At 71.5% G+C, this 11,737-nt stretch carries 9 protein-coding genes; 8 read left to right on the forward strand and 1 reads right to left on the reverse strand.

All coding sequences use genetic code 11. The annotated features are described in order from the left end of the window. Positions 1 to 118 precede the first annotated feature (118 nt). Positions 119 to 634 (forward strand): hypothetical protein, encoded by a 516-nt coding sequence (locus ACFXMG_RS26285; RefSeq protein ID WP_383819093.1) that lies wholly within the window; start codon positions 119 to 121, stop codon positions 632 to 634. 22 nt (positions 635 to 656) lie between these two features. On the opposite strand, the gene ACFXMG_RS26290 is transcribed toward ACFXMG_RS26285, so the two are convergent. Further along, a complete protein-coding gene (locus ACFXMG_RS26290; protein WP_383819095.1) occupies positions 657 to 1,298 on the reverse strand; it encodes a TetR/AcrR family transcriptional regulator in 642 nt (213 codons plus the stop codon). A 213-nt stretch (positions 1,299 to 1,511) separates the two neighbouring features. Here ACFXMG_RS26290 and ACFXMG_RS26295 point away from each other — a divergent pair, with 213 nt between their 5' ends. The 7 genes from ACFXMG_RS26295 (at position 1,512) to ACFXMG_RS26325 (ending at position 11,682) form a co-directional block, all read left to right on the forward strand. Then, on the forward strand, positions 1,512 to 3,257 hold the full coding sequence (locus ACFXMG_RS26295) for a glycoside hydrolase family 3 protein (RefSeq protein WP_383819097.1): 1,746 nt from the start codon (positions 1,512 to 1,514) through the stop codon (positions 3,255 to 3,257). 201 nt (positions 3,258 to 3,458) lie between these two features. Continuing rightward, complete coding sequence (gene surE, locus ACFXMG_RS26300) at positions 3,459 to 4,577, forward strand: 5'/3'-nucleotidase SurE (protein WP_383819099.1); 1,119 nt, start codon at positions 3,459 to 3,461, stop codon at positions 4,575 to 4,577. A gap of 124 nt (positions 4,578 to 4,701) precedes the next feature. Beyond that, positions 4,702 to 5,409 (forward strand): spermidine synthase, encoded by a 708-nt coding sequence (locus ACFXMG_RS26305; protein ID WP_383819100.1) that lies wholly within the window; start codon positions 4,702 to 4,704, stop codon positions 5,407 to 5,409. 60 nt (positions 5,410 to 5,469) lie between these two features. Further along, on the forward strand, positions 5,470 to 6,207 hold the full coding sequence (locus ACFXMG_RS26310; RefSeq protein WP_383819101.1) for a response regulator transcription factor: 738 nt from the start codon (positions 5,470 to 5,472) through the stop codon (positions 6,205 to 6,207). Next, a complete protein-coding gene (locus ACFXMG_RS26315; protein ID WP_383819102.1) occupies positions 6,204 to 7,298 on the forward strand; it encodes an ATP-binding protein in 1,095 nt (364 codons plus the stop codon). Before ACFXMG_RS26310 ends, ACFXMG_RS26315 begins: the two co-directional genes overlap by 4 nt. 269 nt (positions 7,299 to 7,567) lie before the next feature. Then, on the forward strand, positions 7,568 to 11,413 hold the full coding sequence (locus ACFXMG_RS26320) for a multifunctional oxoglutarate decarboxylase/oxoglutarate dehydrogenase thiamine pyrophosphate-binding subunit/dihydrolipoyllysine-residue succinyltransferase subunit (RefSeq protein WP_383819104.1): 3,846 nt from the start codon (positions 7,568 to 7,570) through the stop codon (positions 11,411 to 11,413). Between the two features lie 83 nt (positions 11,414 to 11,496). After that, the gene (locus ACFXMG_RS26325; RefSeq protein ID WP_053640526.1) at positions 11,497 to 11,682 is read left to right on the forward strand and encodes a DUF6104 family protein; all 186 of its coding nucleotides are present in this window, start codon (positions 11,497 to 11,499) and stop codon (positions 11,680 to 11,682) included. Positions 11,683 to 11,737: the final 55 nt, after the last annotated feature.

Raw genomic sequence — 11,737 nt, forward strand, 5'->3', positions numbered from 1 at the left:
ATGTGAGCGCGTGAATGTTCCCCGGGGGGTGTTCGCTGTGAGCGATCACCCGTGGAGCCGTGCGCGGCCTGGCGCGTTCCGGCTGCGCAGGGGGCTGGGGGTGGGCATGCTCGGGGGCATGGAGAGTGGTGTGGCGCGCGGGCGCGGGCGGGTGTGGGGTGCGGTGCCGGCCGTGGCGGTGGCGGTGGTCCTGGGGGTCGGCGGGTGCGCCGAGGCCGGTGTGCCGGGTTCGGCGGATCGGGGCGGCGGGGCCACGGGGACGCACGGCACGGCGACCACGGAGCCCCGGGCCGGGGCCGTACTGGTGGAGGTGGGGGTGAGCGGGGGCTTCGCCGGGGTGGACAACCGGCTCGTCGTCCGCGAGGACGGGTCCTGGACCCTCCGGTCCCGGAACAAGGAACCGCGCGACGGGCGGATGACCCCCGAAGCGCTGGCCGAACTCCGCGCGGCCCTCACGGACCCCGCCTACGCGCGCGTGCCCGACCGGCCGTCCGGCCGGCCCGTCGCCGACGGCTTCCAGTACTCCGTGACGTACGACGACCGCGTCGTGATCGCCGACGACGGCGAACGCCCCGCCGCCCTCCAACGCGTCTTCGACGCCCTCCCCGAGGGCGGCCCCCCGACCTCCCCGTGAACGGCGGGCCGGCGGGCGCGGGCTAGTCCGCCGTCGCGCGGATCGACTCGTACTGGCGTTGCAGGTAGGCCCGTACGCGGGTGGGCATGTCCATGGAGTCCGGGGCCAGGGCCCACTGGATCTGGAGGCCGTCCATGACGGCGAGGTACTCCTGGGCGATGCCCTGGCAGTCGAGGCCAGGGCGGAGTTCGCCGCGCCGGACGGCGTCCTCCAGGCGGTCGACGCTGTGGGCGAGCACGCGCGCGTACCGCTCCTTGAAGTACGCGTGGGCGGGGTGGCCGACGTTCCCGGACTCGCCGACGAGGACGTTGAACATGCGGACGATGCCGGGGCGCCGGGTGTTGTCCTCGATCAGCCGGACCAGCGCGTCGAGGAACGCCGCGTACGACTCCAGCTCGGTGCTGAAGAGGCGCTCGACGTCATGCTCCTCGCTCTGCGCCAGGACCGAGAGGAGGAGGTCCTCCTTGCTGCGGAAGTGGTGCAGCAGGCCGCCCTGGGTGATGCCGCAGTCGTGGGCGATGCGGGCGAGGGAGGAGGCGTGGAACCCCCACTTCCCGAAGTGCTCGACGGCGGTGTCCAGGATCAGCCGACGGCGGGCGTCACCGACGGCATAGCTGCCGCGACCTGCGCTTTTGGCGGTCGCGGTGACCTTCTTCTCCGGCATGCGGCCACCTTAGCCGCGCCGCGTAACCCACCCCCTCACCCTGTGATCCAGCTCACATATGACAAACCTAGTACCCACTCGGTTTTCGCGCTTAGCCTGAGCCCCGTCGAGAGCGGCGCCGCACCCGGCGGAGCCCCGCACGGGCCCCGGGAGCGCGGTACGCCGACCCCGTGAACCCGTCCGCTCGGTCACGAAAGGTCAGGTACGGACGCGATGCACCCCTATCAGGACGCCGGTCGCCCCGTGGACGAGCGCGTCGAGGACCTCCTCGCCCGGATGACTCCGGAGGAGAAGGCCGGACAGCTCTTCCACACGATCCTGACGATGAACCCGGACGGCACCCCCGTCACCGAGCCCGACGCCGCGCTCTCCCGGTTCACCACCCCGGAACTCATCGCCGGACGCGGCCTCACCCACTTCAACCTCCTCGGCAGCCACGGCGCCCGCGAGATGGCCCAGTGGCACAACGCGATCCAGGAGCTCGCGGCCGGCACCCGGCTCGGCATCCCGGTCAGCCTCTCCACCGACCCGCGCCACGCCTTCACCGACAACATCGGCGCCTCCTTCAACTCCGGCGCCTTCTCCGCCTGGCCCGAGGCCCTCGGCCTCGCCGCCGTCCGCGATCCGGAGCTGGTCTTCCGCTTCGCCGACACCGTCCGCCGCGAGTACCTCTCCGTCGGCTTCCGCACCGCGCTCCACCCGCAGATCGACCTCGCGACCGAGCCCCGCTGGTCCCGCCAGTCCGGCACCTTCGGCTCCGACGCCAAGCTGACCGGCGAGCTGGTGGAGGCGTACGTCCGCGGCCTCCAGGGCGAGACGCTCGGCCCGGACTCGGTGGCCGCGATGGTCAAGCACTTCCCGGGCGGCGGCCCGCAGAAGGACGGCGAGGACCCGCACTTCCCGCACGGCAAGGAGCAGGTCTACCCGGGCGGCCTGCGCGACCTGCACCTGGAGCCCTTCAGGGCCGCGATCGCCGCCGGCTGCTCGCAGATGATGCCGTACTACGGACAGCCGATCGGCACCGACTGGGAGGAGGTCGGATTCGGCTTCAACAAGGGCGTCATCACCGGCCTGCTCCGCGAGGAACTCGGCTTCGGCGGGATCGTCTGCGCCGACTGGGGCCTCCTCACCGACTCGGTGATCTTCGGCGAGCCGCACGAGGCCCGCGCCTGGGGCGTCGAGCACCTGAGCGTCGCCGAACGGACCGCGAAGGCGCTGGACGCGGGCGTGGACCAGTTCGGCGGCGAGCAGTGCCCCGAGGTGATCGTGGAGCTGATGGCCTCCGGCCGGATCCCCGAGGCCCGCGTCGACGCCTCCGTACGCCGCCTGCTGCGCGAGAAGTTCCTGCTCGGCCTCTTCGACGAGCGGCGGTACGTCGACCCCGACGAGGCCGCCGAGACCGTCGGCCGCACCGACTTCACCGCCGCCGGCGCCGCCGCGCAGCGCCGCTCGCTGACCGTCCTCACCAGCGGCCCCCTGCCGCTCTCCGGCCGCCCCCGGCTGTACGTCGAGGGCGTCGACCCCGAGATCGCGGCGGCGTACGGCGAGGTCGTCGCCGCCCCGGAAGAGGCCGACCTCGCCGTCCTCCGCCTCCGCACCCCCTACGAGGACCGCCCCGGCCGCTTCGAGTCCTTCTTCCACTCCGGCACCCTCGCCTTCGAGGAACCGGAACTCGGCCGCATCCTCGCCCTGCTGGCCACAGTCCCCACCGTCGTCTGCGTCAACCTGGAACGCCCCGCCGTCCTCCCCGAGATCGCCACCCAAGCCGCCGCCCTCCTCGCCGACTACGGCGCGAGCGACGCCGCCCTCCTCGATGTCGCGTTCGGCCGCGCCCGCGCGGAAGGCCGCCTCCCCTTCGAACTCCCGCGCTCGATGGACGCGGTCCGCGCGGCGCGGCCCGACGTGCCGAACGACACGGTGGATCCGGTCTTCGCGCATGGGCACGGCCTGGAGCTCTGACCCGAGAGAACCAGCCATTGGATCCCAGGCCCGAAAGCCTGGATCCAACCTTCTGGATCCAACCTGCCGGATCCAGCCACAGACCGCGGGGACCTGACGGCCCCGCACGCGATCCGGGGCCCGCCCGTGGGGGGCCGGGCCCCGGATCCACCACATCGGCACCGCCACCAACCTGTCATGCCCATGAAAGGACGCACCGCCATGCGCCGTACCCTCGCGCTGACCGCAGCAGCAGCCGTACTCGCCGGCCTGGGCGCCACCGCCTTCGCGACCACCCCCGCGGCGGACCGGGCGAAGCCCCAGCCTCAGCCCCAGTCCCACCACCAGCCCCAGCACTCGCGCCCGCTTGCCGGGTTGCGGATCCTCATCTCCAACGACGACTCCATGAGAGCCGCGAAGGCGAGCAACTCCGACGGGCTCGGGCTGTACGAGCTCCGCCGTGCGATGTGCGCCGCGGGGGCGGACGTCGTGGTGATGGCCCCCTGGCAGGTGCAGTCCGGGAAGGGCACGGCCGTGACCAACGGCGGGGCCCTCACCGCTCAGCGCCGTACCGCCCTGCCCGCCGGTTACGAGAACGACTGCGCCGGCGCGCCGTCCAAGGGCGCGGTCTTCGGCGTGTGCGTCGCCGAGGGCGCCTGCGCGCCCGACTCGCCCAGCGCGACCCCGGCGGACACCGTGAAGCTGGCCCTGCGCGGCGGGCTGGCGGCGAAGGTGGGCTGGCGGGGCGCCCCCGACCTGGTCCTCAGCGGCATCAACTCGGGCCCGAACGTCTCCGCCAACGTCAACGACTCCGGCACCGTCGGCGCAGCCGTCGCCGCGATCGACCAGGACGTCCCGGCGATCGCCTTCTCCTCCTCCGGGGATGCGAGCCAGCTGTACTTCCCGCGCGAGAACTACCGCGCGCACGCCGAGTTCGGTGCCCGCCTCGTCGCGGGCCTCACCGCGCGCGGGCTGCTGACCTCCGCCTTCGCCCTCAAGGTCGACTACCCGGACGTGAGCGCCGGCCAGAAGGCGAAGGCCCCGGTCTGGACCCGGGTCGGCGACGGGGCCGTCGCCTTCCACGCGTACGAGCAGCGCGGCTCCGGCGACACCTTCGACATCGCCCTCGGCCTGTGCACGGGCGACGCGAGCGCGGACGGCAAGAGCACGGGCGAGTGCGTCGAGAACCGCAGGGACGCCGACTCCACCTGGCTGCTCACCAAGGGGCACGTCACCATCGCCCCGATCACCTGGGACCGCACCTACGGCAGTCCGGTCGACGCCCGGCGGGAGCTGAAGGCGGTCCAGCGGTACGTGGAGCGCGAGGCGCCGCGCGCGTGACCGCCCGGCGGCGGGACCTCTGCGTCACCCTCTGACCGCGAAACGTGTTTGTCCCGGCCGTCCCCGCTCCGCGAGGATGGCCGGTACACCGCGTAGCGCACGACGAGACACGGAGTGACCGCCCATGGACAGCCCCGCCAGCATCACCGCCGGCAGCCCCGTCACCCTCGACCGCCGCGAGGGCCCGTACGGCGAGGTCGTGCTGAGACGTCGGGATGCCGGGGACCGTACCGACTTCGAGATCATCGCCAACGGGACCTTCCTGATGGACACCTCCGACGGGCGCTCCGAGCGGCTGCTCGTGGACGCGGCGATGGAGGCGCTGCCCGAGCGGGCGCGGGCCGGCGCCGCCGTCCTGATCGGCGGGCTCGGCGTCGGCTTCTCGCTCCTGCACGCCGCAGCCGACCCCCGCTGGGGGCGGATCGCGGTGGTCGAGCGCGAGGAGGCGATCATCGACTGGCACCGGAGCGGGCCGCTCGCCTCGCTCTCCGGACGCGCCCTCGCCGACGAACGGACCGTGATCCTGCACACGGACCTCGTGGCGCATCTGGAGACCTCCCCCGACACGTACGACGCTCTCTGTCTGGACATCGACAACGGCCCGGACTGGACGGTCACCGAGGACAACGAATCCCTTTACGGGCCAAGGGGGTTGGCGTCCTGCGCGGCCCGTCTGAACCCCGGCGGGGTGCTCGCCGTGTGGTCGGCGCGGCCGTCCGGCGATTTCGAAGAGTCATTGCGGAATGCCGGATTCAGCGGGGTACGGACGGAAGAGGTCCCGGTTGCCCGGGGCGTCCCGGACGTGGTCCACCTCGGCATCCGTCCTGCGTAGCCGGGACGGCGCGGGTACCTCTAGGCTGCTGCACCGACATCGGCGACGCGAGGCGGGGCAATGGAGCAGACACACACCACTCACCACGGTGCGGCGGCGACTCCGGGGGCCCAGCGGCGCGTCCTGGTCGTCGAGGACGACCCGACGATCGTGGAGGCGATCTCCGCCCGGCTGCGCGCGGAGGGCTTCCTCGTGCAGACGGCGACCGACGGACCGGCGGCCGTGGACGCCGCGGAGGCGTGGCAGCCGGACCTGATGGTCCTCGACGTGATGCTGCCCGGTTTCGACGGGCTGGAGGTCTGCCGGCGCGTGCAGGCGCAGCGCCCGGTGCCGGTGCTGATGCTCACGGCGCGGGACGACGAGACCGACATGCTGGTCGGTCTGGGGGTCGGCGCCGACGACTACATGACAAAGCCTTTCTCCATGCGCGAGCTGGCCGCCCGCGTGCACGTGCTGCTGCGCCGGGTGGAGCGGGCGGCGCTCGCCGCGGTGACCCCGCGCAGCGGGATCCTGCGCCTGGGCGAGCTGGAGATCGACCACGCGCAGCGCCGGGTCCGGGTGCGGGCGGAGGACGTGCACCTGACGCCGACCGAGTTCGACCTGCTGGTCTGTCTGGCCGGCACCCCGCGCGCGGTGCTCTCCCGTGAGCAGTTGCTGGCGGAGGTGTGGGACTGGGCGGACGCCTCCGGTACGCGGACCGTGGACAGCCACATCAAGGCGCTGCGCCGGAAGATCGGCGCCGAGCGGATCCGTACGGTGCACGGGGTCGGGTACGCGCTGGAGACCCCGGCGTCGTGAGCCGGCCGGGGCGGCGCACCGGACGGACCCGGCGCCGGATCGTGATCTCGATCAAGACGAAGCTGGGCGCGCTGGTCGTCGGCGCGGTGCTGCTGACCTCCTGCCTGGCGCTGGTGGCGATCCGGACGTCCACCGAGTTCCGGTACATCACGATCTTCGCGATGATCGCGACGCTGCTGATCACGCAGTTCGTGGCGCAGTCGCTGACGGCGCCGCTGGACGAGATGAACACGGTGGCGGGGTCGATCTCGCGCGGTGACTTCTCGCGGCGGGTGCGGGGCGCGGACCGGCGCGACGAGCTGGGCGACCTGGCCTCGACGATCAACCGGATGGCGGACGACCTGGAGGCGGTGGACCGGCACCGCAAGGAGCTGGTCGCCAATGTCTCGCACGAGCTGCGGACGCCGATCGCGGCGCTGCGCGCGGTGCTGGAGAACGTGGTCGACGGGGTCTCCCAGGCCGATCCGGAGACGATGCGTTCGGCGCTGAAGCAGACGGAGCGACTGGGCCGGCTGGTGGAGACGCTGCTCGACCTGTCGCGGCTCGACAACGGTGTCGTACAGCTGCGGGCGCGCCGTTTCGAGGTGTGGCCCTATCTGTCCGGGGTGCTGCGGGAGGCGAATCTGGCCGCCGCGCAGCGCGGTCTGCCGTCGACGTCCGGTCTGCACCGGCGTACGGACGTGCATCTGCATCTGGACGTGTCGCCGTCCGACCTGACGGCGTACGCGGACGTGGAGCGGCTGCACCAGGTGATGGCGAACCTGATCGACAACGCGGTGAAGCACTCCCCGCCGCACGGGCGCGTGACGGTACGGGCCCGGCGCGGCCCGTACCCGGAGTCGCTGGAGCTGGTGGTCGAGGACGAGGGTCCGGGCATCCCGGAGGCGGAGCGCGACCAGGTCTTCGAGCGGTTCAACCGGGGTACGGGTCCGGACCGGCAGCGTCCGGGGAGCGACGGGGGCACGGGGCTCGGTCTGGCGATCGCGCGCTGGGCGGTGGATCTGCACGGTGGCGGGATCGGCGTGGCCGAATCTTCACGCGGGTGCCGCATCCGGGTCACTCTTCCGGGCAGCCTTCCCCTGCGCGATTGACGTAGGGTTCGAACCGGAAGCGAACGTTCTGCGTGATCAGTGGCAGGACGTGGTCAGGGTGCGGCCGAAGAGGGCCGTAGCCCGCGCTTTTCCGTACCCTCACAGGTGTGGAACCACGCTTGTTTCCCGCCATTCACGGCGCCGAAACACCCCGTCAAGTGTGACTTGCGCGACGTTGGAGTGCCCGGCCTGCACGTCCCGGCCGGACAGGCGTAGCCTTTATTTCCGCTGTCCATCACCTTGCGAAGCGGAAGAGGGCGGTTGCCGCCGTGTCGTCTCAGTCCCCCAGTACCCCGAGCTCCCCGGCCGACCAAGACGGGCGTGGCGTGAGCCCCGCAGCCGCCTTCGGTGCCAATGAGTGGCTCGTCGACGAGATCTACCAGCAGTACCTCCAGGACCCGAATTCGGTCGATCGTGCCTGGTGGGACTTCTTCGCCGACTACAAGCCGGGTGCGGCGGAGACCCCGTCCGCCCCGGCCGCCACCACGAAGGCCGCGCCGTCGGCGCAGCAGGCGGGCCCCGCACAGGCCACACCTGCCGCTCCGGCCGCTCCGGCCGCCGCCGTGCCCGCTCCGGCTCAGGCCCCCGCCGCGGCCCCGGCGCAGCCCGCCGCGGCCGCTCCGGCCGCCGTGAAGCCGGCCCCGGCCGCCGCCGCTCCGGCGCCCGCCCAGGCCGCCCCGGCGCCCGCCAAGGCCGCCCCGGCCACTCCGGCGCCCGCCAAGGCCGCTCCGGCCGCCGAGGCGCCCGCCGGTCCCGAGCTGATCACGCTCCGCGGCCCGGCCGCCGCCGTCGCGAAGAACATGAACGCCTCGCTGGAGATGCCGACGGCCACGTCCGTCCGCGCCGTCCCGGTGAAGCTGCTCTTCGACAACCGGATCGTCATCAACAACCACCTGAAGCGCGCCCGGGGCGGGAAGATCTCCTTCACCCACCTCATCGGCTACGCCATGGTGCAGGCGATCAAGGCCATGCCGTCGATGAACTACTCCTTCGCGGAGAAGGACGGCAAGCCGACCCTGGTCAAGCCGGAGCACGTGAACTTCGGTCTCGCCATCGACCTGGTGAAGCCGAACGGCGACCGCCAGCTCGTCGTCGCGGGCATCAAGAAGGCCGAGACGCTCAACTTCTTCGAGTTCTGGCAGGCGTACGAGGACATCGTCAAGCGCGCCCGCGTGGGCAAGCTGACGATGGAGGACTTCACCGGCGTCACGGTCTCCCTGACCAACCCCGGCGGCCTCGGCACCGTCCACTCCGTGCCGCGTCTGATGCCCGGACAGTCCGTCATCATGGGCGTCGGCTCGATGGACTACCCGGCGGAGTTCCAGGGCACCTCCCAGGACACCCTGAACAAGCTCGGCATCTCCAAGGTCATGACCCTGACGTCGACCTACGACCACCGGGTCATCCAGGGCGCCGCCTCCGGCGAGTTCCTGCGCGTCGTCGCCAACTCCCTCCTCGGCGAGCAGGGCTTCTACGACGACATCTTCAAGTCGCTGCGGATCCCCTACGAGCCGGTCCGCTGGCTCAAGGACATCGACGCCTCGCACGACGACGACGTCACCAAGGCCGCCCGCGTCTTCGAGCTGATCCACTCCTACCGGGTCCGCGGCCACGTCATGGCCGACACCGACCCGCTGGAGTACAAGCAGCGCAAGCACCCCGACCTGGACATCACCGAGCACGGCCTCACCCTGTGGGACCTGGAGCGGGAGTTCGCGGTCGGCGGCTTCGCCGGCAAGTCGATGATGAAGCTCCGCGACATCCTCGGCGTGCTCCGCGACTCGTACTGCCGCACCACCGGCATCGAGTTCATGCACATCCAGGACCCGAAGCAGCGCAAGTGGATCCAGGACCGCGTCGAGCGTCCCCACGCGCGCGTGGAGCGCGAGGAGCAGCTCCGCATCCTCCGCCGCCTGAACTCGGCCGAGGCGTTCGAGACCTTCCTCCAGACGAAGTACGTCGGCCAGAAGCGCTTCTCCCTGGAGGGCGGCGAGTCCGTCATCCCGCTGCTCGACGCGGTCATCGACTCCGCCGCCGAGTCCCGCCTGGACGAGGTCGTCATCGGCATGGCCCACCGCGGCCGCCTGAACGTCCTCGCGAACATCGTGGGCAAGTCGTACGCGCAGATCTTCCGCGAGTTCGAGGGCAACCTCGACCCGAAGTCGATGCACGGCTCCGGCGACGTCAAGTACCACCTGGGCGCCGAGGGCACCTTCACCGGTCTCGACGGCGAGCAGATCAAGGTCTCCCTGGTCGCCAACCCCTCCCACCTGGAGGCGGTCGACCCGGTCCTGGAGGGTGTCGTCCGCGCCAAGCAGGACGTCATCAACAAGGGCGGCACGGACTTCACCGTCCTGCCGGTGGCCCTCCACGGCGACGCGGCCTTCGCGGGCCAGGGCGTGGTGGCCGAGACCCTGAACATGTCGCAGCTGCGCGGCTACCGCACCGGCGGCACGGTCCACATCGTCATCAACAACCAGGTCGGCTTCACGGCGGCTCCCGAGTCGTCCCGCTCCTCCATGTACGCCACCGACGTGGCCCGCATGATCGAGGCGCCGATCTTCCACGTGAACGGCGACGACCCGGAGGCCGTGGTCCGCGTCGCGCGGCTCGCCTTCGAGTTCCGCCAGACGTTCAACAAGGACGTCGTGATCGACCTCATCTGTTACCGCCGCCGCGGTCACAACGAGGGCGACAACCCGTCGTTCACCAACCCGCAGATGTACAACCTGATCGACAAGAAGCGTTCGGTGCGCAAGCTGTACACCGAGTCGCTCATCGGTCGCGGCGACATCACCCTGGAGGAGGCGGAGCAGTCGCTCCAGGACTTCCAGGGCCAGCTGGAGCAGGTGTTCGCGGAGGTCCGCGAGGCCACCTCCGCGCCGGCGCCGACGCACGTCCCGGACCCGCAGGCCGAGTTCCCGGTCCCGGTGATCACCGCGATCTCCCAGGAGGTCGTGAAGCGGATCGCCGAGTCGCAGGTCAACGTGCCGGAGCGGATCACGGTCCACTCCCGCCTGATGCCGCAGATGCAGCGCCGCGCCGCCTCCATCGACGACGGCACCATCGACTGGGGCTTCGGCGAGACCCTCGCCATCGGCTCCCTGCTGATGGAGGGCACCCCGGTCCGCCTGTCGGGCCAGGACACCCGCCGCGGCACCTTCGGCCAGCGCCACGCGGTCCTGGTCGACCAGGAGACCGGCGAGGACTACACCCCGCTGCTCTACCTGGCCGAGGACCAGGCCCACTTCAACGTGTACGACTCGCTGCTCAGCGAGTACGCGGCGATGGGCTTCGAGTACGGCTACTCGCTGGCCCGTCCCAGCTCCCTGGTCGTCTGGGAGGCCCAGTTCGGTGACTTCGTCAACGGCGCGCAGACCGTCGTCGACGAGTTCATCTCCTCGGCCGAGCAGAAGTGGGGCCAGACCTCCGGCGTCACCCTGCTCCTGCCGCACGGCTACGAGGGCCAGGGCCCGGACCACTCGTCCGCCCGCCCGGAGCGCTTCCTCCAGATGTGCGCCCAGGACAACATGACGGTCGCCATGCCGACGCTGCCGTCGAACTACTTCCACCTCCTGCGCTGGCAGGTGCACAACCCGCACCACAAGCCGCTCATCGTCTTCACCCCGAAGTCGATGCTGCGTCTGAAGGCCGCGGCGTCCAAGGTGGAGGAGTTCACCACCGGCGGCTTCCGCCCGGTGATCGGCGACGCGACGGTCGACCCGGCCAACGTGCGCAAGGTCGTCTTCTGCGCCGGCAAGGTCTACTACGACCTGGAGGCCGAGCGTCAGAAGCGCGGCGACACGGAGACCGCGATCATCCGTCTGGAGCGCCTGTACCCGCTGCCGGGTGCCGAGCTCCAGGCCGAGATCGCCAAGTACCCGAACGCGGCGAAGTACATCTGGGCGCAGGAGGAGCCGGCGAACCAGGGTGCGTGGCCGTTCATCGCGCTCAACCTGATCGACCACCTCGACCTGGCGGTCGGCGCGGACATCCCGGCGGGCGAGCGCCTGCGCCGGATCTCCCGCCGCCACTCCTCGTCCCCGGCGGTCGGCTCGGCCAAGCGTCACCAGGCGGAGCAGCAGCAGCTGGTCGAAGAGGTCTTCGACGCCTGACCTCGGCGGCTCGTCCGGAGGCCCGGCACCCCTGGTGGGGTGCCGGGCCTCCGGCCTGTCCGGGCGGGCCTATCCTGGATCGCATGTACTTCACCGACCGTGGCATCGAGGAACTGGAGAAGCGGCGCGGCGAGGAGGAGGTCACCTTCGAGTGGCTCGCCGAGCAGCTGCGGACCTTCGTCGATCTCAACCCCGACTTCGAGGTGCCGGTCGAGCGCCTCGCGACCTGGCTGGCCCGCCTCGACGACGAGGACGACGACGACGAGTAGGGCCGTACGCCCGCAGAGCAACGCCAAGAGGCCCCCTCCCGCGCGGGAGGGGGCC

The sequence above is a fragment of the Streptomyces sp. NPDC059201 genome, assembly GCF_042754585.1.
Taxonomy (GTDB): Bacteria; Actinomycetota; Actinomycetes; order Streptomycetales; family Streptomycetaceae; genus Streptomyces.

Bases quoted from the DNA above. Each gene is read 5' to 3' on its own strand.
- ACFXMG_RS26310 (WP_383819101.1), top strand. From the start codon at position 5,470: ATGGAGCAGACACACACCACTCACCACGGTGCGGCGGCGACTCCGGGG.
- ACFXMG_RS26325 (WP_053640526.1), top strand. From the start codon at position 11,497: ATGTACTTCACCGACCGTGGCATCGAGGAACTGGAGAAGCGGCGCGGC.
- ACFXMG_RS26285 (WP_383819093.1), top strand. From the start codon at position 119: ATGGAGAGTGGTGTGGCGCGCGGGCGCGGGCGGGTGTGGGGTGCGGTG.
- ACFXMG_RS26305 (WP_383819100.1), top strand. From the start codon at position 4,702: ATGGACAGCCCCGCCAGCATCACCGCCGGCAGCCCCGTCACCCTCGAC.
- ACFXMG_RS26295 (WP_383819097.1), top strand. From the start codon at position 1,512: ATGCACCCCTATCAGGACGCCGGTCGCCCCGTGGACGAGCGCGTCGAG.
- ACFXMG_RS26290 (WP_383819095.1), bottom strand. From the start codon at position 1,298: ATGCCGGAGAAGAAGGTCACCGCGACCGCCAAAAGCGCAGGTCGCGGC.
- surE (WP_383819099.1), top strand. From the start codon at position 3,459: ATGCGCCGTACCCTCGCGCTGACCGCAGCAGCAGCCGTACTCGCCGGC.